This window comes from Curtobacterium sp. MCPF17_021, assembly GCF_003234605.2.
Lineage (GTDB): Bacteria > Actinomycetota > Actinomycetes > Actinomycetales > Microbacteriaceae > Curtobacterium > Curtobacterium flaccumfaciens.
The window spans coordinates 1,799,664-1,823,737 of record NZ_CP126252.1 but is presented as its reverse complement, the minus strand read 5'-3'; the positions used below and the strand labels follow the sequence as shown (position 1 = coordinate 1,823,737).

General features: G+C 70.9%; 21 protein-coding genes. 10 read left to right on the top strand and 11 right to left on the bottom strand.

What is annotated here, in order from left to right; genetic code table 11:
• Positions 1 to 187 precede the first annotated feature (187 nt).
• Positions 188 to 1,108, top strand: a complete 921-nt coding sequence (locus DEJ29_RS08575; protein ID WP_111093917.1) for a hypothetical protein — start codon at positions 188 to 190, stop codon at positions 1,106 to 1,108.
• 17 nt (positions 1,109 to 1,125) lie between these two features.
• Here DEJ29_RS08575 and DEJ29_RS08570 read toward each other — a convergent pair whose 3' ends face one another.
• On the bottom strand, positions 1,126 to 1,773 hold the full coding sequence (locus DEJ29_RS08570) for a hypothetical protein (RefSeq protein WP_111093916.1): 648 nt from the start codon (positions 1,771 to 1,773) through the stop codon (positions 1,126 to 1,128).
• 38 nt (positions 1,774 to 1,811) lie between these two features.
• Here DEJ29_RS08570 and DEJ29_RS08565 point away from each other — a divergent pair, with 38 nt between their 5' ends.
• Positions 1,812 to 2,684, top strand: a complete 873-nt coding sequence (locus DEJ29_RS08565; RefSeq protein ID WP_181422614.1) for a hypothetical protein — start codon at positions 1,812 to 1,814, stop codon at positions 2,682 to 2,684.
• A gap of 162 nt (positions 2,685 to 2,846) precedes the next feature.
• On the opposite strand, the gene DEJ29_RS08560 is transcribed toward DEJ29_RS08565, so the two are convergent.
• Complete coding sequence (locus DEJ29_RS08560; RefSeq protein WP_111093915.1) at positions 2,847 to 3,815, bottom strand: beta-ketoacyl-ACP synthase III; 969 nt, start codon at positions 3,813 to 3,815, stop codon at positions 2,847 to 2,849.
• 67 nt (positions 3,816 to 3,882) lie between these two features.
• The gene (locus DEJ29_RS08555; protein ID WP_110863841.1) at positions 3,883 to 4,290 is read right to left on the bottom strand and encodes a ChaB family protein; all 408 of its coding nucleotides are present in this window, start codon (positions 4,288 to 4,290) and stop codon (positions 3,883 to 3,885) included.
• Between the two features lie 99 nt (positions 4,291 to 4,389).
• Between DEJ29_RS08555 and DEJ29_RS08550 the strand changes: the two genes are divergently transcribed.
• The gene (locus tag DEJ29_RS08550; protein ID WP_111093914.1) at positions 4,390 to 5,361 is read left to right on the top strand and encodes an aldo/keto reductase; all 972 of its coding nucleotides are present in this window, start codon (positions 4,390 to 4,392) and stop codon (positions 5,359 to 5,361) included.
• Between the two features lie 188 nt (positions 5,362 to 5,549).
• Here DEJ29_RS08550 and DEJ29_RS08545 read toward each other — a convergent pair whose 3' ends face one another.
• Both DEJ29_RS08545 and zapE read right to left on the bottom strand, forming a co-directional pair.
• Entirely contained in the window at positions 5,550 to 6,824 is a 1,275-nt protein-coding gene (locus tag DEJ29_RS08545; protein ID WP_110863842.1) for an ammonium transporter, read from the bottom strand.
• 210 nt (positions 6,825 to 7,034) lie between these two features.
• Positions 7,035 to 8,057 carry a cell division protein ZapE gene (gene zapE / locus DEJ29_RS08540; protein WP_111093913.1) on the bottom strand — a complete coding sequence of 341 codons (1,023 nt, stop codon included), beginning with the start codon at positions 8,055 to 8,057 and terminating at the stop codon, positions 7,035 to 7,037.
• Positions 8,058 to 8,228: 171 nt separating this feature from the next.
• Between zapE and DEJ29_RS08535 the strand changes: the two genes are divergently transcribed.
• Together DEJ29_RS08535 and DEJ29_RS08530 are read left to right on the top strand one after the other, a co-directional pair.
• Positions 8,229 to 9,140, top strand: a complete 912-nt coding sequence (locus DEJ29_RS08535; RefSeq protein ID WP_111093912.1) for a sulfurtransferase — start codon at positions 8,229 to 8,231, stop codon at positions 9,138 to 9,140.
• A complete protein-coding gene (locus DEJ29_RS08530; protein ID WP_111093911.1) occupies positions 9,137 to 9,595 on the top strand; it encodes a SufE family protein in 459 nt (152 codons plus the stop codon). The genes DEJ29_RS08535 and DEJ29_RS08530 overlap by 4 nt, the downstream gene beginning before the upstream one ends.
• 73 nt (positions 9,596 to 9,668) lie before the next feature.
• Here the strand turns inward: DEJ29_RS08530 and DEJ29_RS08525 are convergent, their stop codons facing one another.
• Complete coding sequence (locus DEJ29_RS08525) at positions 9,669 to 10,892, bottom strand: alpha/beta fold hydrolase (RefSeq protein ID WP_111232797.1); 1,224 nt, start codon at positions 10,890 to 10,892, stop codon at positions 9,669 to 9,671.
• A 23-nt stretch (positions 10,893 to 10,915) separates the two neighbouring features.
• Between DEJ29_RS08525 and DEJ29_RS08520 the strand changes: the two genes are divergently transcribed.
• The 4 genes from DEJ29_RS08520 (at position 10,916) to DEJ29_RS08505 (ending at position 16,318) form a co-directional block, all read left to right on the top strand.
• Entirely contained in the window at positions 10,916 to 11,497 is a 582-nt protein-coding gene (locus DEJ29_RS08520) for a DUF3000 domain-containing protein (protein ID WP_017886108.1), read from the top strand.
• Positions 11,494 to 12,831, top strand: coding sequence for an HRDC domain-containing protein (locus DEJ29_RS08515; protein ID WP_375334813.1), 1,338 nt, complete (start codon positions 11,494 to 11,496; stop codon positions 12,829 to 12,831). Before DEJ29_RS08520 ends, DEJ29_RS08515 begins: the two co-directional genes overlap by 4 nt.
• Positions 12,832 to 12,959: 128 nt before the next feature.
• The gene (locus tag DEJ29_RS08510; protein WP_110859586.1) at positions 12,960 to 14,177 is read left to right on the top strand and encodes a thiolase family protein; all 1,218 of its coding nucleotides are present in this window, start codon (positions 12,960 to 12,962) and stop codon (positions 14,175 to 14,177) included.
• Between the two features lie 2 nt (positions 14,178 to 14,179).
• A complete protein-coding gene (locus tag DEJ29_RS08505; protein ID WP_111093910.1) occupies positions 14,180 to 16,318 on the top strand; it encodes a 3-hydroxyacyl-CoA dehydrogenase NAD-binding domain-containing protein in 2,139 nt (712 codons plus the stop codon).
• A 106-nt stretch (positions 16,319 to 16,424) separates the two neighbouring features.
• On the opposite strand, the gene dxs is transcribed toward DEJ29_RS08505, so the two are convergent.
• From dxs to dut, 5 genes are all read right to left on the bottom strand, one after another.
• Positions 16,425 to 18,362 (bottom strand): 1-deoxy-D-xylulose-5-phosphate synthase, encoded by a 1,938-nt coding sequence (dxs, locus tag DEJ29_RS08500; protein ID WP_111093909.1) that lies wholly within the window; start codon positions 18,360 to 18,362, stop codon positions 16,425 to 16,427.
• A gap of 150 nt (positions 18,363 to 18,512) precedes the next feature.
• The gene (gene acnA / locus DEJ29_RS08495; RefSeq protein ID WP_111093908.1) at positions 18,513 to 21,329 is read right to left on the bottom strand and encodes an aconitate hydratase AcnA; all 2,817 of its coding nucleotides are present in this window, start codon (positions 21,327 to 21,329) and stop codon (positions 18,513 to 18,515) included.
• Between the two features lie 128 nt (positions 21,330 to 21,457).
• A complete protein-coding gene (locus DEJ29_RS08490) occupies positions 21,458 to 22,126 on the bottom strand; it encodes a DUF3159 domain-containing protein (protein WP_244993477.1) in 669 nt (222 codons plus the stop codon).
• Between the two features lie 167 nt (positions 22,127 to 22,293).
• A complete protein-coding gene (locus tag DEJ29_RS08485) occupies positions 22,294 to 23,016 on the bottom strand; it encodes a DUF3710 domain-containing protein (RefSeq protein WP_027465470.1) in 723 nt (240 codons plus the stop codon).
• Entirely contained in the window at positions 23,013 to 23,504 is a 492-nt protein-coding gene (gene dut / locus DEJ29_RS08480; protein WP_111093906.1) for a dUTP diphosphatase, read from the bottom strand. The genes DEJ29_RS08485 and dut overlap by 4 nt, the downstream gene beginning before the upstream one ends.
• Positions 23,505 to 23,567: 63 nt before the next feature.
• On the opposite strand from dut, the gene DEJ29_RS08475 reads away from it, so the two are divergent.
• The gene (locus DEJ29_RS08475; RefSeq protein WP_110859581.1) at positions 23,568 to 23,999 is read left to right on the top strand and encodes a DUF3093 domain-containing protein; all 432 of its coding nucleotides are present in this window, start codon (positions 23,568 to 23,570) and stop codon (positions 23,997 to 23,999) included.
• The last annotated feature ends 75 nt before the right edge of the window (positions 24,000 to 24,074 follow it).

Genomic DNA, 24,074 nt, shown 5'->3' with positions numbered 1-24,074 from the left:
GAAGATGTGCACGCAGAGGCTGCGTGTGCATGTGACGACAAGACACGAGTCGTTCGACGCGTGGATCGTCGCAAGATGCACGCGCATTGCAGCTGGTCAGTCCTGCACAGGTCGTCGTCGCCGCCCGTCTCTCCACAGATCGGACTACGGCGGGAGCTGGACCACGATCTTCGGCGAGCCTGGTGCCATGTCCAGAGCGAACGACGTCGAACTGATCCGCACGACGGGTGCGACCTCCGCTGAACGCCGCGCGCTCGAGCGCGATGTCCAACGGGGACGGTACGAACGCCTCCGCCCCGGCGTCCTCGTCCGCCCGGATGCACTCGACGGGATGCACCCCGGTGAGCAGCACCACGTGCTCGTCCGGGCCTCGGCGCACCGACTCCGCGCGACCGATGTCGTCTCACACCAGTCTGCCTGCGCGGTCCTCGGACTCCCGTTGATCGGGACCGCCCCACCCAAGGTGCACCTCGCCGATCCGACCACGACGCACACCCGTGTCACGGCGTGGTTCGTCCGGCACGGTGCACAGGGGCGAGCGCCCGCAGTCCTCGTCGATCAGCAGGCGACCCCCACGACGACGGCCGCGAGGACCGCCATCGACGTCGCTGCCACGCGCTCCTTGCTCGAAGCACTCCCCGTCGTCGATGCCGTGCTCTCCCGTCGGCTCGCCGACCGTGAGGCGCTGGACGCGGAACTCACATCGCTGGTCTTCGCCCGGACGAAGGCGGGGATCGCGGTGGGGATGGGGTCGGCGCTGTCGGGGTCACCCGCGGAGTCGGTGTGCCGCGTGCGGTTCCGGGAGCTCGGTGTGCCGGAGCCGGTGCAGCAGCACGTGTTCGCCCGGGCCGGATCGGCCACGGCGGTCGTGGACTTCTGGTTCCCGGACCAGGGCGTCGTGGTCGAGGTCGACGGCCGCGCGAAGTACGAGGACCCGGTGCTGCTCGACGGGCGCTCCACCGCGGACGCGCACTGGCGCGAGAAGCGGCGTGAGGACTTCATCCGGTCGTTCCCCGAAGTCCGCGCGGTCGTGCGGCTCTCGTGGGCCGACCTGATGCAGCCCGACCGGGTGCGGGCTGCCCTGCGGCGTGCGGGTGTCCCGTGCTGAGGCTGCGTGTTCGACGATCAGCGCGGACGACGCGGCGCATCCGGGTGGTTCGTGCGCTGACGCTCGATCCGCGGCCGGCCGGACGATGCCCCGATGTCCACTGCCCCACCGACCACGACCTCGCCGAGCCCCACGCGCACCCCACGGACCGGCCCGGTGCCCTTGACCACGCCGCCGCGGTGGTCCGGGTCGGGTTCGCGGTGGTCGCCGCCGTCCTCGAGCTCGACGTCACGAACGGACACCGGACCGAGCACCTGCGCGCCCGCGCCGATCCGCGCCGGCCCCTCGACGAGACACCCGGCCGTCAGGCGAGCCCGACCACCGATCACGACGTCGGACCCGTCCGCGACGACGGTGACGGGGCCCGGGCCGAGTTCGGCGCCCGCCCCGATGTGCACGGTCGCCGCAGACGCGACGACGGTCACGGGGCCGGGGCCCAGGCGGGCACCGGCAGCCAGCGTGATCGCCCCACCGTGACGGGTCTCGAGCGTCGTGGACGGGTACAGCATGACGCCGGGCAGGACCGACACGCCCTCCCCGATCAGGACGGACGCCGGATCGAGCAACCGGACCTCGGGCGCGAGGGCGGCCGCCTGCCGGACGGTCAGGAACCCGGCCGCACGACGGGCGTCGTCGAGGGCTCGCTGCGCGGGGTCGGTGTCCATCCAGCGAGCCTCTCACGTGTGCGGCGTACGGTGAGCGCATGGCCCGCGCCCCGAAGGACCAGTCGATCGTGCCCCTGCCGACCGCACCGGTCTCCCCCACCACGTCCGACCCCCGAACGCAGCAGGTCCAGCCCTCGGGCTGGGCCAAGTGGCTCGATCGGGTCATCAGTGTGCAGCGCCCCGTCGTGGTCGCGCACGTCAACGCGATCCGTCGCCGCAAGCCCGACGCGACCCCCGCCGAGGTGATCCAGATCCTCGAGCGGCAGTACCTGGCCGCGGTCACGACCGGTGGCGCCGCGGTGGGCGCGAGCGCGGTGATCCCCGGCGTCGGGATGGCCGCTGCGCTCGGACTGAGCGGCGCCGAGACGGTCGGGTTCCTCGAGACCACCGCGCTGTTCGCACAGTCGGTGACCGAGGTCCACGGCATCGCGCTGGACGACCCGGAGCGCGCCCGCACGCTGGTGATGGCGATGATCCTCGGCGCACCGGGCACGCAGCTCATCAAGCAGCTCGCCGGCCAGGCTGCCGGCGGGCAGGCCCGGACGGCATTCTGGGGCGAGATGGTGACGTCCTCGCTGCCGAAGCAGGTCGTCAACGGCATCGGCGGACAGGTCCGTGACCAGTTCATCAAGCGCTTCGCCATCCGGCAGGGCGGTTCGGTCCTCGGCCGCGCGCTCCCGTTCGGCATCGGAGCGGCCGTCGGCGGTCTGGGGAACCACGCCCTGGGCCGCAAGGTGATCCAGGCGTCGCGGACGGGGTTCGGCATGCCGCCGGCGGAGTTCCCCATCGTGCTGACGGTCACACCGACTGCCGAGAAGACCCGGCGAGCCCTGCCGTGGAAGCGCGGCACGGGCAAGGACCAGGACCTCTGGACCGAGCCGGGCCAGGACGACCCCCGCTCGAAGCGTTAGCCAGGACGACCGAGAACGGTCCGGCACGCCGACCGAGAACGGCCCGGCGCGACGACCGAGAACGGTCCGGCACGCCGACCGAGAACGGCCCGGCGCGACGACCGAGCAGTGCCCGGGCACGGATGCTCAGCAGCCGAGCCCGGGCCGTTCGTGCAGCTGCGCCTAGAAGGACCGCACCGGTGTCGTCACGACCTGCCCGGCGTGGGCGAACCCGCCACCGAACCCGAACAGCAGGGCCGGCACGCCTTCCGGGAGGTCGCCGCGCTCCCAGGCCTTCGACAGGCCGAGCGGCACACTGGCGGCCGAGGTGTTCCCGGACTCGACGACGTCTCGGATGACGAACTTCGATTCCCCGCCGAGCGCGGTGACGAGCGGCTCGATGATCCGCAGGTTCGCCTGGTGGAACGCGAACACCTCGATGTCGTCCATCGTGAGTCCGGCGGCCTCGACGACCTTGCGGGCGTGCCCCTCGGCCTCGGTGATGGCCCACCGGTAGATCGAGCGACCCTCCTGGTTGAAGCGCCCCGGCGACCCTTCGACACGCACGGCGTCGAGCAGATGCGGCACGCTCCCCCACGACACCGGGCCGATCTCGGGCGTCTCGGCGACCCCGAGCACGGCGGCACCGGCCCCGTCACCGACGAGCACGCACGTCGACCTGTCGGTCCAGTCGGCGATCCCCGACAGCACCTCGGACCCGATGACGAGCGCGACGTCGGCCGAACCGGTGCGGATGGACTGGTCGGCGAGCCCGAGCGCGTACTCGAACCCGCTGCACGCGGTGTTGATGTCGATCGGCGCCGGGCCGTTCGTCATGCCCAGTGCGGCGGCGACGCGGCCTGCCGTGTACGGGGCGCGGTCCTGGTGGGTGGTGGAGGCGACGATGACGAGTCCGACGGCCGAGGGCGACACCCCGGCGTCGACGAGGGCACGGCGGCCGGCCTCGATGGCCAACGACGTGACGGTATCGTCTGGACCGGCGATCCGACGGGTCTGGATCCCGGTGCGGGTGCGGATCCACTCGTCGTTCGTGTCGACCATCGTCGAGAGCTCGTCGTTGGTCAGGACGCGTTCGGGCTGGTGGTGTCCGAACCCGAGGATCCGGCTGCCGCGGAGTACTGGGATGTTCATCGTCGGCACGTTACCCCCTCACCCCACCGCCGCATGCCGAGCGGGGCATGCACGGCACGCGCGACGGTCACTTCCGCGCGGCAGCGGTCGCGCGGTCGTTCGCCTTGCCGATCGCCTCGACCAGTTCGTCCTTCGTCATCTTGGAGCGGCCGCTGACGTCGAGCCGCTTCGCGACGTCCATCAGGTGCGCCTTCGAGGCGTTCGCGTCCACACCGCCCTCGGTCTTCCCGGATGAGCCCGAGCCAGCACCACGCGAGCCGGCGGCACCGGAGTCGGACGGCCCGGAGGACTCCTTCTCCTCCCAGTGGTCGCCGACCTTCTCGTACTCGTGCTTCACGGCGGCGAACGCCGTGCGGTGCGCCCGCTCACCCGGGCCGTACGTCTCGTTCGCCGAGTCCAGTGTCTTCTCGAAGATCTCCTGCGCGTGCTCCGGGGACCGCTGCAGGGTGCTGGGGATCTCGTCCTTGGCTGGCATGGCTGCTCCTCTCGAGTGGTCCTCCCTGACTACTCCCCGCCACTCGACCGGTACTCCCAGGGCCTGGCGCCACCAGCGCGTCACGAGTAGACCCGTCTCATGGACTACACACACCTCGGTCGCACCGGTCTGTCCGTCTCCCGCGCCGTGCTCGGCACGATGAACTTCGGCCCGGAGACCAGCGAGGACGACTCGCACGCGATCATGGACCGGGCCCACGAGCTCGGCGTCAACTTCTTCGACACCGCCAACGGCTACGGCGGCTCGGTGGGCAAGGGTGCCACCGAGGAGATCATCGGACGGTGGTTCGCCAAGGGTGGCGGTCGCCGCGAGAAGACGGTCCTCGCCACGAAGGTCTACGGCGAGATGACCGACTGGCCGAACGGCGGCAAGCTCAGCGCGCTGAACATCCGGCAGTCGCTCGACGCGAGCCTGCAGCGACTGCAGACCGACCACATCGACCTGTACCAGTTCCACCACGTCGACCGTGCGACGCCGTGGGACGAGATCTGGCAGGCGATCGACGTCGCCGTGCAGCAGGGCAAGGTCCTGTACGTCGGCTCGTCGAACTTCGCCGGGTGGCACATCGCCCAGGCGCAGGAGGCAGCGAAGCGCCGGAACACCTTCGGCCTGGTCAGCGAGCAGTCGATCTACAACCTCGTGGTCCGCGACGTCGAGCGCGAGGTCCTGCCCGCCGCCCGCGCGTACGGCCTCGGCGTGATCCCCTGGTCGCCGCTGCAGGGCGGGCTGCTCGGTGGCGTCATCGAGAAGACCGAGAACGGCTCCCGTCGCCTGTCCGGCCGCAGCGCTGAGTACGTCGACGCGCACCGCGACCAGCTGCAGTCGTACGAGTCCTTCGCGAAGGAGCTCGGCCACACGCCCGGCGAGCTGGCCCTCGCCTGGCTGCTGCGCCAGCCCGGCGTCACCGCGCCGATCACCGGCCCCCGCACGATGGAGCAGTGGGAGTCCGCGGTCCGCGCCGTCGACATCCGTCTCGACCAGCGTGCACTCGACCGTCTCGACGAGATCTTCCCGGGGCACGAGACCTCGCCGGAGGATTACGCCTGGTGACGGAACCAACGGAACCAACGGAACCAACGGGTCGCTGACGCGACCATCTGCCTGGAGGCGCGGTGCGGGCCGGACCCGCACCGCGCCTCCCGGCCGTGGTCACGTCGAGAACGCGACCAACGCAACGACGACGGGCCCCGCGCTGCTGTGTGCGCGGGGCCCGTCGTCGTGCGGGTGGTGCCTGGTGACTAGCGGACGCTGACCGGGCTGTCGTCGGTCTGCTCGTAGAGGACGTAGCCCTCTTCGCCGTGGACGGCGGTGTCGATGCCGGCGACCTCGTCCTCGGTCTTGACGCGGAAGCCCATCGTCTTCTCGATGGCGAACCCGATGACCAGGGCGAGCACGAACGAGTAGAGGCCGACGGCGAGGGCCGCCACGGCCTGCTTGCCGAGCTGCTCGAACGAGCCGGAGTAGATCAGGCCGGTGTCGTTGGCGAAGAAGCCGAGGAACAGCGTGCCGAAGATGCCGCCGACCAGGTGGACGCCGACCACGTCGAGCGAGTCGTCGAAGCCCAGGCGGTACTTCCAGTCGATCGCGAAGCAGCAGACGATGCCGGCGAGGAAGCCGAGCAGGATGCCCCAGCCCGGGGTCAGCGCGGCACAGGCCGGGGTGATCGCGACGAGGCCGGTGACGGCACCCGATGCGGCACCGACGGAGGTGGCCTTGCCGTCCTTGAGCTTCTCGATGAGCAGCCAGCCGAGGATGGCGGCGGCCGGGGCGGCGAGGGTGTTCACCCAGGCGATCGCGGCGATGCCGTCAGCTGCACCCTCGGAGCCGGCGTTGAAGCCGAACCAGCCGAACCACAGGATGGCGGCACCGAGCAGGACGAAGGGCGGGTTGTGCGGCTTGTGCGCACCCTTGGCGAAGCCGACGCGCTTGCCGAGGACGATCGCCAGGGCGAGACCCGCTGCACCGGCGTTGATGTGCACCGCGGTGCCACCGGCGAAGTCGATGACGCCCCACGTGGCGGCCCAGCCCGAGGTCAGGTTGAAGACCCACGAGGCGACCGGGAAGTAGACGACCGTGACCCAGACGCCGGCGAAGACCATCCACGCGCCGAACTTGGCGCGGTCGGCGATGGCACCGGAGATGAGCGCGACGGTGATGATCGCGAACGTCGCCTGGAAGCCGACGAAGGCCATCGACGGGTACGCCGCCTGGATGTTCGAGGACTGCGCTTCCTCGAAGGCCTGGCCGAGGCCGATCTGGTTCCAGTCGATGCTGAAGAACCCGACCACGCCGGAGACCGCCGTGCCGTCGCCGTGGTTGGCGAAGGCGATCGCGTAGCCGTAGACCACCCAGAGCACGCTCACGAGCGCGATCGCACCGAACGACATCATCATCATGGAGATGACGGACTTGGCCTTCACCAAGCCGCCGTAGAAGAAGGCCAGGCCGGGTGTCATGAACAACACCAGCGCAGCCATCACCAACACGAACGTCGTGTTGCCCTGATCAAGCATCTGCTCACCTCTCGATTGCACGAGCGGCTCTTGGACCGCCTCGGGTGTCACAGAGTCTGGCGAGGCGAGGTTTCACGAGGGAGCACGAACTGTTTCGCGGATGTAACGCGACCGCGCCGTTTGTAAACGTCGTGTTTCCGCGGGCCCGATGTCCCCTGCGCGAGGGGCAGGAGACCGCCGTGGACAGATCGGTCTGACGGCGAGCGACGCTCAGGCGCGGGTGAGCGCCACCACGCGGGACGCCGCGCGCAGGTACTTCTTGCGGTACCCGCCCTCGAGCATCACGTCGGGGTACACCTGGTCGAGCGGGGTGCCCGAGGCGACGATGCGCACCTGCGCGTCGTACAGCCGGTCCACCAGGGCGACCCAGCGCAGCGCGTCGGTCTGGTCGGTGAACGCCCGGACGTCGGTGAGCCCGACGGCGTCGAGGTCCTCGACCAGCGCGACGTACTTCGACGGGTGCACGGAACCCAGGTGCGCGACCACCGCACCGAAGTCGTCGAGCGTCACGGATCCGGACGGCAGCGCGGCGGGCACGTCGGACACCACCTGCGCCGACTCGTCCACGGCACGGCGGCGGTAGTCGAGGCCGTCGATGCGCATGGTGTCGAAGCGGTCCGACATCGCCTGGATCTCGCGCAGGAAGTCCTGCGCGGCGAAGCGCCCCTCGCCCAGGGCTCCCGGGGGCGTGTTCGACGTCGCGGCGAAGCGGGTGCCGGTCTCGGTCAGTTCCTTGATGAGCCGGGTCATCACCATCGTGTCGCCCGGGTCGTCGAGCTCGAACTCGTCGATGCACACCAGTGCGGTGCCGCGGAGCAGGTCGACGGTCCCCTGGAACCCCAGGGCGCCCACGAGCGCGGTGTACTCGATGAAGGTGCCGAACGTCTTCCGGCCGGTGGCCGCGTGGTAGGCGGCTGCGAGCAGGTGGGTCTTGCCGACACCGAACCCGCCGTCCAGGTACACACCGGACTTCGCCGCGGGTTCCGCCGCCTGCTTCCGGCGCCCGAACAGCCCGCGCCGCGGGGCCTCCGTCGGACCGGCGGCCACGAACGCGGCGACGGCATCGCGGACCGAGGCCTGCGAGTCGTAGTCCGGGTCCGGCCGGTACGAGTCGAACGACGCGTCCGTGAACTGCGGCGGGGGCACGAGCGCCGCAGCCATCTGCTGCGGCGTCACCTTGGGATCACGGTCGACGAGGTGAGCGGGCAATCGGGGAACCCTTCCGGGAAGCATGTCGTGGGGTGTCACGTTGCGTCAGGAGCACGGTACGTCCGCGTACCGTTGCCCACAGGCACCGACGCCCGATCCTAGTCCGGCGCCAGCAGCACGCACCCGGGCACCAAGCCCGCCCCGCACCACGCTCACCCCGCACCACGCTCCCCCGCACCCCTGGAGGTACCCCCGATGACCGCACCGGTCGACCCGTCCGAGAAGTTCGCCGCCTACGCGCACCCGGAGCGCCTCGTCTCCACCGAGTGGCTGCAGGAGCAACTCGACGCCGGGGCCGGCGCGCCCGACCTGGTGGTCGTCGAGTCCGACGAGGACGTCCTGCTCTACGAGACGGGCCACATCCCGGGTGCCGTGAAGATCGACTGGCACACCGACCTCAACGACCCGGTGCAGCGCGACTACATCGACGGCGCCGCCTTCGCCGAGCTCCTCGGCGGCAAGGGCATCGGCCGCGACACCACCGTCGTGATCTACGGCGACAAGAACAACTGGTGGGCGGCGTACGCCCTCTGGGTGTTCACCCTGTTCGGCCACGAGGACGTCCGCCTGCTCGACGGCGGTCGCGGCAAGTGGATCGCCGAGGACCGCGCCCTGACCACCGACGAGACCCCGGTCACGCCCGTCGAGTACCCCGTCGTCGAGCGCCACGACGAGCCCGTCCGCGCCTTCAAGGACGACGTCCTCGCGCACCTCGGCAAGCCGCTCATCGACGTCCGCAGCGCCCCGGAGTACAGCGGGGAGCGCACGACCGCGCCCGACTACCCGGAGGAGGGCGCGCTGCGCGGCGGCCACGTCCCCACCGCCGTGAACATCCCCTGGGCGACGGCCGCCGCCCCCGACGGCACCTTCAAGTCGCGCGCCGAGCTCGACGCCGTCTACCGTGACGGCGCCGGCATCGGTGACGCCGACGAGGTCATCGCCTACTGCCGCATCGGTGAGCGCTCGAGCCACACCTGGTTCGTCCTGCAGCACCTGCTCGGCTACGACAACGTCCGCAACTACGACGGCTCGTGGACCGAGTGGGGCAGCGCCGTCCGCGTCCCCATCGTGCAGGGATCCGAGCCGGGTACTGTTCCGAACCGATGAACGCCAGCACCGACGCACCACTCCCCGCCACCCTCGCCGAGATCCGCGACGACTTCCTCGCCCTGGGCCAGAAGGACCGCCTGCAGCTCCTGCTCGAGTTCTCGAACGAGCTGCCTGCGCTACCCGAACGCCTGCAGGGGCACGAGGACGAGCTCGAACGCGTCGAGGAGTGCCAGTCCCCCGTCTTCATCACCGTGACGGTGGGCGAGGACGGCGACGCCCCGCACGTGGTCCGGATGCACGCCACCGCCCCGCGCGAGGCGCCGACCACCCGCGGCTTCGCCTCGATCCTGGCACAGGGACTGTCCGGCCTGACCGTCGAGCAGGTGCTCGCCGTCCCGACGGACTACCCGTTGACCATCGGCCTGTCCGAGGCGGTCAGCCCCCTGCGGATCCGCGGCATGGTGGGCATGCTCGGCCGCGTGCAGCGGCAGGTACAGGCGGCGGTCGCGTAGACGCGACCCACTGACGGACGGGAGGCGCGGTGCCAGCTGGCACCGCGCCTCCCGTCCGTTCCTCCGGTTGCGTCTACCGCGCGCTGGCCGCCCCGCGCCGCTGGACCACCTCGGTCAGCCACGCGAGGATCCGGGCGTCGAACCAGTCGGCGTCGTGGTTCCAGAGCTTGGTGTGCCGGGCCGTGGTCTGGATCTCGAGCCGCACCAGGTCGGGCCGTGCGCGGGCCAGGTCGTGTGAGGCCGAGGACGGAACGAACCCGTCGTCGTCGCTGTGCAGCAGCAGGATCGGCACCGTGAGCTCGTCGGATCGCGTGACCATGTCGAGCTCGCGCAGGTCCACAGGAGCCTGGAGCCCGGCGAGCCGGTACAGCACCGGCGTGCGGAGCAGCCGCTGCGCGACCTTGCGGACCGGACGTGGCAGGCGCAGGAGCTGGCTCTGCGACTTCAGCACGGCGTGCCAGTCGACCACCGGGGACTCGAGCACCACCCCGTCGACCAGACCGGCGAAGCGCGAGCGGAGCAGGGTCTGCAGCACGACGGCGCCGCCCATCGACCAGCCCATGAGCACGACGCTCTGGGCGTCCTGCGCGGTGAGCCAGCGGAGGACGGAGTCGACGTCCTCCCACTCGGTGCTGCCGAGGCCGTAGCGGCCGTCGACGCTCGGCGGGGCGACGCCGTCGTTCCGCCACGAGGCGAGCACCACCGAGTACCCGGCGGCGCGGAAGACGGGGACGGCGCGGATCGTCTCGGCACGCGTGACGCCACGGCCGTGCACGAGGACGGCCCAGGGCGCTGCCGGGTCGTCGGCGCGGACGACCCAGGCGGGGGCGGGGCCGTTCGGGGTGGGGATGTCGACGTCCTCGACGGGCACGTCGAGCTCGCCCGGGGTCAGGTAGAACCAGCCACCCCAGCGACCGCGACGTGCAGCGGTCGGATCGCCGGCGTCGATCGCGATGATGCGGCGCGTGACGGTGGTGTCGGTCGTGCCGAGGACCTCGCCGACGCGCATGTGGCCGGTGCCGCCGCCGAACCAGAGCGAGTAGCGGCCCTGCAGCTCGGTGTCGGCGGTGCGCTCGATCGTGACGGTCTTCCGGACGGGGTCGACGGCGTGGATCGGGACGCGTTCGTTGCGCTTGCGGTCGGGGGTGACGACGGCGCGGGCGACGGCGGCGACGAAGCCACCGATGACGGCCGTCCCCACCGCGGCAGCTGCCAGACCGGCGCCGAGTGCGATGAACCCGGCCGATCGAGCGGTCTCCTGGACGACGTCCTCGGCGGGTCGCGCGGATCGGGACATGGCCCGGAGCCTAGTCTGCATGTGTGTCCGAAACCCGAGAGCCCGACGCCTTCGCGCGGCTCCGCGCGTTCGTGTCCGGCGGCAGCGGCCGTGCCGAGACCACCGTCACCGAGATCCCCTCGCCGACCCGGATCGCACCGTTCTCGATCGCCCTGGCGGCGGACGTGTCCGGCACCGCGCACGGCGTCGAGTCGGACCTGGGGACCGGTCGGTTCATCGCCCTGTACGACCCGGAAGAACCCGAGGGCTGGGGCGGCGCGTTCCGTGTCGTCTCGTTCGCGCAGGCGCCGCTCGAGCCGGAGATCGGCGTCGACGAGTTCGTCGCCGACGTCACCTGGAGCTGGCTCGTCGACGCGCTCGAGTCGCACGGTGCGACGTACGACCACGCCTCGGGCACAGCCACCAAGATCATCTCGCGCGGGTACGGCGACCTCGCCGCACAGGGCGACGGCGCCCAGCTGGAACTCCGCGCGTCGTGGACACCACGCGGCGACGACCTCACCGCACACGTCCGGGCCTGGCAGGACATCGTCGCCATGCTCGCCGGTCTGCCGCCCGCATCGGACGGCGTGACCCTGCTGGCCCCGAGGAGGCTCGCCAAGTGACCGACCCCGCTCCCCAGGACGCCGCTGGATCGACCGGCCCGGCTGCGCCCGCAGCCACGGCTGCCGGTTCGACTGCTCCGGCTGCCGCTGCCGGCCCGACTGCTGCCGCCGCCGGCCCCGCCTTCGAGGCGTCGCACGACGCCGTCAAGGTCATCGACACCCGCGAGGACTACCTCGAGGCGGTCGCCGCCATCGCGGCCGGCCACGGCCCCGTCGCGGTCGACGCCGAGCGCGCCAGCGGCTACCGCTACTCGCAGCGCGCCTACCTGATCCAGGTCTTCCGCCGCGGTGCCGGTGCGTTCCTGTTCGACCCGATCCCGATCGGCGACTTCTCGGAGCTGCAGGCCGCCATCGTCGACGAGGAGTGGCTGTTCCACGCCGCCTCGCAGGACCTGCCGTGCCTGCAGGAGGTCGGCCTCGTCCCGACGCGCATCTTCGACACCGAGCTCGGTGCCCGGATCGCCGGGTTCCCCCGCGTCGGCCTCGGCGCCGTCGTCGAGCAGCTGCTCGGCATCACCCTGGCCAAGGCGCACTCGGCCGCCGACTGGTCGACCCGTCCCCTGCCGCAGTCGTGGCTCGTCTACGCGTCGCTCGACGTCGAGTTGCTGCCCGACCTCCGCGATGCCCTCGCCGAGAAGCTCGACGAGGCCGGCAAGACCCGGATCGCCCAGGAGGAGTTCGACGCGGTCCTGCACCGTGCGCCGAAGCCCGCCCGTGCCGAGCCCTGGCGTCGCCTGTCCGGCATGCACGCGCTCCGTGGTGCGCGAGCACTGGCGATCGCCCGGTCGCTCTGGCTCGCCCGCGACGAGTACGCCCGACAGGCGGACATCGCCCCCGGGCGCACGATCCCCGACTCGGCGATCGTCGCCGCCGCGGCCGCTGCACCCGAGTCCCGCGCCGAACTCGGTGCGCTGAAGACGTTCACGGGCCGCGCCAGCCGTTCCGAGCTCGACCGCTGGTGGGCCGCCGTCGAGGAAGGCCGCACCACCGAGGACCTCCCCCGTCTGCGCGGTGCCGGCGAGGCCACCCTGCCCCCGCCCCGAGCCTGGGCGGACCGCAACCCGGCCGCCGACCGCCGGTACAAGGCCGCGCGCGCGGCGGTGACGAAGCGTGCCGAGGAACTCGACATCCCGCTCGAGAACCTGCTCACGCCGGAGACGCTCCGGCTCGTGTCGTGGGCCCCGCCGTCGCCGCCGTCGACCGAACTGGTCGGCGCCGCCCTCGCCGAGCACGACGCCCGCCCGTGGCAGGTCGAGGAACTCGCGTCGATCATCGCCTCGGCCTTTGTGGCTGCTGCACAGCGGCCCGCGGCGACGGACGACGACGAGTCGTAGGAACTGCCCAACCGGCATGCGGCCGCCCAGGCTGGGGGCATAGCGTCGGGAGGGTCGCCGGGCGAGGCCCGGCCAGGCCGGAGCGACCTGCGTTCCGGCCCGATCGATGAGGATCTGGGAGGCCCGGATTGCCAAAGGCATCAGACGTCGTGTTCGTGGACGGCGTTCGCACACCGTTCGGACGAGCCGGCGAGAAGGGGGTGTTCTGGAAGACCCGGTCCGACGACCTCGCGGTGCACGCGATGCGCGGACTGCTCGACCGGAACACCTTCGACACCGCAGCGGTGGACGACGTCGCCGTCGCGGCCACCACGCAGCAGGGTGACCAGGGGCTGACGCTCGGCCGCACCGTGGGCATGCTCGCTGGTCTGCCGAAGTCGGTTCCCGGCTACGCGATCGATCGCATGTGTGCCGGTGCCATGACGAGCGTCACGACGCTCGCGGGTGCCATCGCCTTCGGCGCCGCCGACGTCGCGATCGCCGGTGGTGTCGAGCACATGGGCCGGCACCCGATGGGCTTCAACGCCGACCCGAACCCACGCTTCGTCGCGGAGCGCATGGTCTCGAGCGACGCCCTCGTCATGGGCGCCACCGCGGAGCGCCTGCACGACCGCTTCCCCGCGATCACGAAGGACCGCACGGACGCCTACGCCGTCCAGTCCCAGCAGCGCTACGCCGCCGCATGGGCGAACGGGAAGCTCCAGCCGGACGTCATCCCGGTCGAGGTCAACAAGGGCGACGGCTGGGACGTCGTCAGCACCGACGAGCCGCCGCGGCCGGGGACCACCCTGGAGGCGCTGGCCGCGTTGAAGACGCCGTTCCGGCCCCACGGACGGGTCACCGCCGGCAACGCCGCCGGTCTGAACGACGGTGCGACCATGAGCCTGCTCGCGTCCGAGGACGGTGCGAAGCAGCACGGACTGTCGACGAAGATGCGCATGGTCTCGTTCGCCTTCGCCGGCGTCGAGCCCGAGGTCATGGGCGTCGGCCCGGTCCCCGCGACCGACAAGGCCCTGTCGAAGGCCGGCCTGTCGATCGACGACATCGGCCTGTTCGAGATCAACGAGGCGTTCGCCGTCCAGGTGCTCGCGTTCCTCGACAACTACGGCATCGCCCAGGACTCCCCGAACGTGAACGCCTGGGGCGGCGCGATCGCCGTCGGCCACCCGCTCGCGTCGAGTGGTGTCCGGCTGATGAACCAGCTCGCCGCACAGTTCGCCGAGCGACCGGACGTCAAGTACGGCATCACCACGATGTGCATCGGGCTCGGCCAGGGCGGCACCGTCATCTGGGAGAACCCGAACCACAGCAAGTCGGCCGAGCGTTCGGCTCGGAAGGGGGCGTGACCATGACCATCGTCGACAACGACCGACTGGCCGAACTCAGCGAGGACGAGGTCGTCACGCACTCGTTCGTCAAGCACGTCACGATGCCCTCGGGTGGCACGCTGGCGCTCATCACGCTCGACAACGGCAAGGACTACAAGCGGCCGAACACCCTCGGGCCCCGCACGCTCCGTGAGCTGTCCGGCGTGCTCGACACCCTGAAGACCGAGGCCGCCGCGGGCACGATCCAGGGCGTCGCGATCACCGGCAAGGAGTACTGCTTCGCCGCCGGCGCCGACCTGTCGCAGGCAGCGGCGGTCCCGTCGCGCGAGGCCGCCCACGACCTGGCCGCCCTCGGGCACGCCACGCTCCGCAAGTTCGCCGACCTCGGGGTGCCGTCGTTCGCGTTCGTGAACACCCTGGCGCTCGGCGGTGGGCTCGAGATCGCCCTGCACTGCACCTACCGGGCGTTCTCGTCCGCGGCGCAGGGCATCGGCCTGCCCGAGGTGTTCCTCGGCATCATCCCCGGCTGGGGCGGCGCGACGCTGCTCCCCCGCTTGATCGGCCCGGAGCGCGCGCTCCGCGTCATCGTCGAGAACCCGCTCAAGAACAACCGCCTGATGGACGGTCCGGCCGCGGTCGAGATCGGCATCGGCGACGTGCTCGTCCCGTCCGTCACGTTCCTGCCCTCGGCCGTGGCCTGGGCGGACGGCGTCATCACCGGAACGACCAAGGTGGTTCGGAAGAACGAACCGGGCATGCTCGAGAAGGCCGCCTGGGGCACCGTCGTCAAGGTCGCCCGCGGACAGGTCGCGTCGAAGATCGGCACCGTGCCGAAGTCGCCGTTCCGGGCGCTCGACCTCGTCGCCGCCGCCAAGTCGGGCTCGCTCGACGAACGCTTCGCAGACGAGGACGAGGCCCTCGCCGACCTCATCTCGGGCGACCAGTTCGCCGCGTCGATGTACGCCTTCGACCTCGTGCAGAAGCGTGCAAAGAAGCCCGTCGGCGCTCCCGAGGGCGTCGAACCGAAGAAGATCACGAAGGTCGGCGTCCTCGGCGCCGGGCTGATGGCGTCGCAGTTCGCGCTGCTGTTCGCCCGACGTCTCGGCGTCCCCGTCGTCATCACCGACGTCGACCAGTCCCGTGTGGACGCCGGCGTCGAGCGGATCCGCGGCGAGGTCGCGAAGCTGCTCGACAAGGGCCGGATCTCCCCCGACGACGCGAACCGCATCACCGCACTCGTCAGCGGCTCGGTGTCCTACGACGCCTTCGCCGACGCCGACTGGGTGATCGAGGCCGTCTTCGAGGAGATGACCGTCAAGCAGGAGGTCCTCCGGAAGATCGAGCAGGTCATCGCACCGGACGCCATCCTCGCCACGAACACGTCGTCGCTCTCCGTCGACGAGATGGCGTCGGTCCTCACCAACCCGGAGCGACTCGTCGGCTTCCACTTCTTCAACCCGGTCGCGGTCATGCCGCTGCTCGAGGTGGTGCGTGCCGCGAAGACCTCGGACGAGGCCCTCGTCACCGCCCTCGCCGTCGCGAAGACCCTGAAGAAGACCGCGATCATCACCGCGGACCAGCCGGGCTTCGTCGTCAACCGGGTGCTCGCGCGGGTGCTCGGCGAGGCGATGCGCGGCGTGGAAGAGGGCACCTCGTTCGACACCGTCGCCCAGGGTGCCGCGCCCCTCGGTTTGCCGATGTCGCCGTTCGAGCTGCTCGAGCTCGTCGGGCTGCCGGTCGGCGCGCACGTGCTCGACTCGCACCACGCGGCCTGGCCGGAGCGCTTCTACCCCGGTGACGGGCTGAAGAAGATCGCGGAGCACGGGACGATCCTGACCCGCGACAAGAAGGGCAACGCGACCGGGTACGACCCCGCCGCCGTGAAGCTCGTCGCACCCTCCAAGAAGGACGCGAAGCCGGTCGACGCCGCCGAGATGCAGCGCCGGTTCGAGGACGCCCTGGCCGACGAGCTGCACCGCATGCTCGAGGACCGGGTCGTCGAGCACGTCGAGGAGATCGACCTCGGGCTCATCCTCGGTGCCGGCTACCCGTTCCAGGCCGGTGGGATCAGCCCGTACCTCGACCGCTCCGGTGCGTCCGAGCGTGTCTTCGGCGGCACGTTCCACGAGCCCCGGATCGTCGGCCCCGCTTCCCGCTAGAGCTGCTCCGGCGGGGCGACCCCCGCACAACCACAGTCACCCCGAACCGCGGATCGCCGTGGTTCGGGGTGACTGTGGTTGTGCGAGACGACTGCGAGCCGGGCGGTCAGCGGTCGGATGCCGCCGACTCGCGGGAGCGCGCGGGCTTCGCCTGCGGCAACTTCGTCCCGACGACCTGGTCGATGACGTCGCGGGCGATGGCCTGCGCCGTCAGCCCCGCGTCGGCGAAGATCTGCGACCGGGTCGCGTGGTCGATGAACGCGTCGGGCAGCCCGAGCTCGTTCACCCCGGTGTCGACCCCGGCAGCGCGCAGGTCCTGCCGCAGCCGGGTCCCGACGCCCCCGACCCGCACGCCGTCCTCGATGGTGATCACGAGCCGGTGCGTCCGCGAGAGCTCGATCAGCGACGTCGGGATCGGCACCACCCAACGCGGGTCCACAACGGTGACGCCGATGCCCTGCGCCTCGAGCAGCGCCGCGGCCTCGAGTGCCACCGGCACCATCGACCCGACGGCGACGAAGAGCACGTCCTCGACGTCGTCCGCGGCGGCGTGCAGGACGTCCACACCGTCGGAGAGACGACGGACCGCGGGGATGTCCGGTCCGACCTGCCCCTTCGGCCAGCGCAGCACGGTGGGGGCGTCGTCGACGGCGATCGCCTCGCGGAACTCCTCGCGAAGGGTCGCAGCATCGCGGGGAGCCGCGATCCGGATCCCCGGCACGACCTGCAGCAGCGCGAGGTCCCACATGCCGTGGTGCGAGGGGCCGTCCGGACCGGTGATCCCGGCACGGTCGAGCACGAAGGTCACGCCGGCCTTGTGCAGGGCGACGTCCATCAGCACCTGGTCGAACGCGCGGTTCAGGAACGTCGCGTAGAGCGCCACGACGGGGTGGAGTCCCCCGTAGGCCAGGCCCGCGGCGGTCGTCACGGCGTGCTGCTCGGCGATGCCGACGTCGTACACGCGGTCCGGGTGCTGCTCCTGGAACAGGTGCAGTCCCGTGGGCCGGAGCATCGCCGCCGTGATGGCGACGATCCGGGGATCCGCGGCGCCGGCTTCGGCCAGGGAAGACGCGAACACCGAGGTCCACGACGGGCCCGATGCGGCGTCGAGCGACTCCCCCGTCTCCGGGTCGATGTGTCCGACGGCGTGGAACTGGTCGGCCTGGTCGCGCAGGGCGGGCTCGAAGCCGTGGCCCTTCTCGGTGATCGCGTGCACGATCACGGGAGCGCCGTACTCCTTCGCCTGCCGGAGTGCTGCCTCCATCGCCTGCTGGTCGTGGCCGTTCACCGGGCCGATGTACTTGATGTCGAGGTTCGAGTACAGCGCCTCGTTGTTCGTCAGCCGCGACAGGAAGCCGTGCAGGCCCCCGCGCATGCCCCGGTACACCGCACGACCCGGAGCGCCGAACCGCGCCGCCACGGCCTGCGTGCCCTCGTACAGGGCCCGGTACTCGCGGCGGGTGCGCACGGAGCTCAGGAACCGCGCCATGCCACCGATCGTCGGGGCGTAGGAGCGGCCGTTGTCGTTGACGACGATGACCAGGCGCCGGTCGTTGTCGTCGGAGATGTTGTTGAGCGCCTCCCACGTCATACCGCCGGTGAGGGCGCCGTCCCCGACCACCGCGACGACGGTGCGGTCGGTCTGCCCGGTCTGCCCGAACGCGCGGGAGATGCCGTCGGCCCACGACAGCGACGACGACGCGTGCGAGGACTCGACGATGTCGTGCTCGGACTCGCTCCGCTGCGGGTAGCCGGCGATGCCGCCGCGTTCGCGCAGCTTCGAGAAGTCCTGGCGCCCGGTGACGAGCTTGTGCACGTACGACTGGTGCCCGGTGTCGAAGACGAACGGGTCGTTCGGCGAGTCGAACACGCGGTGCATCGCGAGCGTCAGCTCCACGACGCCCAGGTTCGGCCCGAGGTGCCCACCGGTCTTCGCGACCTCGGCGACCAGGAAGCGCCGGATCTCGGCGGCGAGGTCGGTCATCTGCGCGTCGGAGAGACGCTTCAGGTCGCGCGGCGACGTGATGCTGGCGAGCAGGCTCACGGGCGCTCCTTTCGTGGGGCTGTCGGCCCACTCTATTCTCGGGACCCGACAACGGACGGGAGGCGCGGTGCCGGCTGGCACCGCGCCTCCAGGCCGGTCGTCGGTCGCGTCAGCGACCCGTGCGCACGTCGCTCCTGTCGTTCAACGGACTCAGACGAGCGAGCGGAGCACGTACTGCAGGATGCCGCCGTTGCGGTAGTAGTCGGCCTCGCCGGGGGTGTCGATGCGGACGACCGCGTCGAACTCGATCGGCTGCTTGCCGGCCGGCGAGTGCTCGCTCGGCGTCGCGGTGACGTGCACCGTCTTCGGGGTGCGGCCCTCGTTCAGCTCGGTCAGCCCGGAGATCGAGACGATCTCGGTGCCGTCGAGCCCGAGGGACTCGACCGTCTCGCCCGCCGGGAACTGCAGCGGGACGACGCCCATGCCGATGAGGTTCGAGCGGTGGATCCGCTCGAAGCTCTCGGTGATGACCGCGCGGACACCGAGCAGGTTCGTGCCCTTGGCAGCCCAGTCACGGGACGAGCCGGAGCCGTACTCCTTGCCACCGAAGATGACGAGCGGGATGCCCTGCTCCTGGTAGTGCTGCGAGGCGTCGTAGATGAACGACTGCGCACCGTCCGGCGTCGTGAAGTCACGGGTGTACCCGCCCTCCACGCCGTCGAGCAGCTGGTTGCGCAGACGGATGTTCGCGAACGTGCCACGGATCATGACCTCGTGGTTGCCGCGACGCGAGCCGTAGGAGTTGAAGTCCTTGCGGTCGACGCCGTGCTCGGCGAGGTACTGGCCGGCGGGGCTGTCGGCCTTGATCGAACCGGCCGGCGAGATGTGGTCGGTCGTGACCGAGTCGCCGAGCTTCGCGAGCACCCGGGCGCCGGAGATGTCCGACACGGCGTCGGGCTGCATCGTCATGCCCTCGAAGTACGGGGGCTTCCGGACGTAGGTCGACTCCTGGTCCCACTCGAAGGTGTCGCCGGTCGGGGTCGGCAGGTTCTTCCAGCGGTCGTCGCCCTCGAACACGGAGCCGTACTCGTGGGTGAACATCTCGGTGTCGATCGACTCGTCGATGACCTGCTGCACCTCGGCCGCGTCGGGCCAGATGTCGGTCAGGTAGACGTCGTTGCCGTCCTGGTCGGTGCCGAGGGCGTCCTTGTCGAAGTCGAAGTGCATCGACCCGGCGAGGGCGTAGGCGATGACCAGCGGCGGGGACGCCAGGTAGTTCATCTTGACGTCGGGGTTGATCCGGCCCTCGAAGTTGCGGTTGCCCGAGAGCACCGCGGTGACGGCGAGGTCGTTGTCCTGCACGGCCTGCGAGATCTCCTCGGGCAGCGGGCCCGAGTTGCCGATGCAGGTGGTGCAGCCGTAGCCGACCGTGTAGAAGCCGAGCTGCTCGAGGTAGGTGGTGAGACCGGCCTTCTCGTAGTAGTCGGTGACGACCTTCGACCCGGGCGCGAGGGTGGTCTTCACCCAGGGCTTCGCGGTGAGGCCCTTCTTCGCGGCGTTCCGGGCGAGGATGCCGGCGGCCATCATGACCGACGGGTTCGACGTGTTCGTGCACGACGTGATGGCGGCGATCGCGACGGCGCCGTGGTCGATCGTGAACGGGTCGGCCCCGTCCATCGCGACCTTCGTCGGCGCCGAGGCGGTCGACGGTGCGCTCGACACGTGCACGTGCTCGTGCAGCGCCGTGTCCTCGTTGGTCGAACCGGCGGCGATCGGGTCGGAGGCCGGGAACGTCTCCTCGACCGCGTCGTCGAGGTCGGTCTGCTCGGACGGCGTCGTGTAGTTGTTCAGGTCGAGCTCGAACTGGCTCTTCGCGTTGGTGAGCTCGATGCGGTCCTGCGGACGCTTCGGGCCCGAGATGGAGGGCACGACCGTGGAGAGGTCGAGCTCCATGTACTCGGAGTAGTTCGGCTCGACCGAGGCGTCGTGCCACAGGCCCTGGGCCTTGGAGTACGCCTCGACCAGGGCGATCTGTGCCTCGTCGCGACCGGTCAGCCGCAGGTAGTCCAGCGTGACGTCGTCGACCGGGAAGATCGCCGCCGTCGAACCGAACTCGGGCGACATGTTGCCGATGGTGGCGCGGTTGGCGAGCGGGACGGCGCCGACGCCCTCGCCGTAGAACTCGACGAACTTGCCGACGACGCCGTGCTTGCGGAGCTCCTGCGTGATGGTGAGCACCACGTCGGTCGCGGTCACGCCGGCCGGGATCTCACCGGAGAGCTTGAAGCCGACGACCTTCGGGATGAGCATCGACACGGGCTGGCCGAGCATCGCGGCCTCGGCCTCGATGCCGCCGACGCCCCAGCCGAGCACGCCGAGGCCGTTCACCATCGTGGTGTGCGAGTCGGTACCGACCAGGGTGTCCGGGTACGCGTACGTCTCGCCGTCGAAGTCACGCGTGTAGGTGACCTTCGCCAGGTACTCGATGTTCACCTGGTGGACGATGCCGGTGCCCGGCGGGACGACCTTGAAGTCCTCGAATGCGGTCTGGCCCCAGCGGAGGAACTGGTAACGCTCACCGTTCCGCTCGTACTCCAGGTCCGTGTTGCGCTGCAGGGCGTCCGTGCTGCCGAACAGGTCGGCGATGACGGAGTGGTCGATGACCATCTCGGCCGGGGACAGCGGGTTGATCTTGTTCGGGTCGCCGCCGATGTCCGCCATGGCCTCGCGCATGGTGGCGAGGTCGACGATGCACGGCACACCCGTGAAGTCCTGCATGACGACGCGCGCCGGCGAGAACTGGATCTCGGTGTCGGGCTCCGCGTCGGGCCGCCAGGAGCCGAGCGCCCGGATCTGCCCCTCGGTGACGTTCTTGCCGTCCTCGGTGCGGAGGAGGTTCTCGAGCAGCACCTTCAGGCTGTAGGGCAACTTCTCGTGCCCGGGAACCGAGTCGATCCGGTGGATCGCGTAGTCGACACCCCCAACCGACAGTGTGTCCTTCGAGCCGAAGCTATTGACTGCAGCCACCGTGCCGCCTCCCTACTGATCGGTTTGCCCTCATCCTCGCGGGCCGTGGACCGTCCCACCAGCAAGGCAAACCTAATCCCGAGGACGCGTGCGCGCCCTGCGAGAACTATCTTGATGTCGAGAGAACTCTACACCGGGGCGACGTCGTCGCGTCGGACGAACACGGTGCGGACCAGCAGCCAGGTCACCCAGAGCACCGCCGCGTACAGCGGCACGCCGAGGATGAGCTTCAGCCCGGCGAGCAGTTCGACCTGCGCCGTCAGGTACAGCGGGACCTCCACCGCGAGCCGGACCGCGAACAGCCCGACCCAGATCCAGGTGGCGACCGTCAGCACGCGGCGCTTGACCGGGTCGGCGCGCCAGTCGACGTGCGAGCCGTCCTCGTTCGCGGGCAGCAGGAAGCCGACGACGAGTCCGATGAGCGGCCAGCGGATCGCCAGCGTGATCAGCAGTCCGACGAGCCAGACCGCGTTGATGACGATCCCGGGGATGAAGTTGCTCTCCGCGCGGCCGGTGATGAGCGCCAGGCCGGCCGAGACCGCGACGCCGAGGATGCCCGCGAACGACATCGTCACCGACTGCCGCTGCAGCAGCCGGAGCACCACGAACACCAGGCCGACCGCCACCGGGATCACGACGCTCGGCACGAGCTCCTTCGTGATCGCGTAGACGACCAGGAACGCGAACCCGGGCAGCACCGACTCGGCGAGCCCACGCACCCCGCCGACCGCGCCGAGCAGCGCCCGGCCGGACGGTGCCTCACCGGGTGCCACGCGGGCGATCCCGGCGTTCTGCACGGCGTCACGGAACTGCGCGGAGAACGAAGGCGCCACCGAGGGCTCAGCCGACGGCGCCACCGATGACTCAGCAGCCGGTGCAACGGGGTCGGAGCCAGCCGTCTCGGGTCGTGGGGTGTCGTCGTGGTCCGGCACCGTGCCTCCTGGCGGGGTTGGTCGTCAGTCGGTCAGATCGCGGTCTGCGTCGACTTGGGCATGTGCAGCGGGATGAGGTCGCGCGGCGGCATCGGCGTCGTGCCGCGCACGACGACGACGCTGCGGAACAGCTCCTCGATCTCGCTCGCGTCGTCGGGCTGCTCGGCGGCCTTGCCGGCGATCACGCCGCGCAGGAACCAGCGCGGGCCGTCGACGCCGACGAAACGGGCCGGACGGGAGCCCGCGGTGCCGCCGTCGCCGTCCACGGCGACCGGGACGGACGCGCGGAGTTCGGGGCCGAACGGGCCGTCGACCTCGGTCACGACACCGCCCTGGCGCTCGATCTGCTCGGCGATCTGGGCGCGGATCTCGTGCCACAGGCCGGTGGACCGGGGTGCCGCGAACGGCTGGACCTGCAGCGTGGACTCGTCGTAGTCGAGCCCGACCGCGACGACGCGCTGCGAGCCCTCCTCGACCTCGAGGCGCAGGTGCAGGCCCTCGCGCGGGAGCACCTTCACCCCGCCCAGGTCGACGTAGGGGCGGACCAGGTTCGCCTCGGTCTCGTCGTGGGGGCCGTTCTCGGCCCGGTCCTCCGGAGCGGACTTGTCCGTCGGGGCGACCGCGTCGACCTCGTCGAGGTCCGCGTCGGCATCCGTCGCGATGTCGACCTCGGGGGACGTGTCCGCGACCTCGATGTCGTCGGCGACGGCGTCCGCCACCTCGACCTCGTCCCGCTTGCGTCGGCCGAACTTCATGCGCGCGTTCCTTCCTGAGCGTCTGCGGCGGCACCGGTCACGGCGTCGCTCCGGTCACCGTAGCCCGACGAGCCGAACCCGCCCTGTCCGCGGACGCTGTCCGGCAGGTCGTCGACCCGGGTGTAGGTCACCTGCGGCACCGGCATCACGATCAACTGGGCGATGCGGTCTCCGACGTGCACCTCGTACGGTTCCGTCTGGTCGGTGTTGAGCAGGGCGACCTTGATCTCCCCGCGGTAGCCGGAGTCGACGGTGCCGGGGCTGTTCACGATCGTGATGCCGTGCTTCGCCGCCAGGCCGCTCCGCGGGACCACGAACGCGGCGTACCCCTCGGGCAGCGCGATGCGCAGGCCCGTGGCGGCCAGGTGTCGCTCCCCCGGGTGCAGCACGAAGGCCTCGGTGGAGACGAGATCGGCACCCGCGTCGCCGGGGTGGGCGTGGCCGGGAGCGTGCTCCCCGGTCCAGAGGACGTCGACTGGTTCGGTCACGTGACGAGGGTAGTGCAGCCGTGACCGTTCCGTGACCTCGCTCGCTCGTGATCGAATGGACCCGTGACCCTGTACCGCGAACGACTCTGGGCCCCGCCCGCCCTCTACCTGGCGACGGCGCTCGTCATCCCCGCCACCCTGCTCGTCTTCCTCCCCATCAGCGTCCTGGCCGGCGTCCTCGTGGCGATCGGGATGGAGCTCGGGGTCCTCGTCCTCCTGTGGGCACTCGCACCCACCATCGAGGTCACCGACACCGAGTTCCGCGCGGGCAAGGCACACCTCCCCCGCACGCTCGTCGGCACGACCGAGGCGTTCGAGGGCGCAGCGGCCACCGAGCAGCGCGGGCCGGCACTCGACGCCCGCGCCTGGACCCTCTTCCGCGGCTACGTGCGCGGGGTCGTCAAGGTCGAGGTGCGCGACGACGCGGACCCGACGCCCTACTGGCTGGTCAGCGTCCGGCACCCGGGCAAGGTCGTCGAGGCGCTGCGGTCCTGACGGACCACGGTCCACGGCCTGGAGGCGCGGCTCGGCCCAGCCTCGCAGCACACGACGAAGGCCCCGCATTCCTGG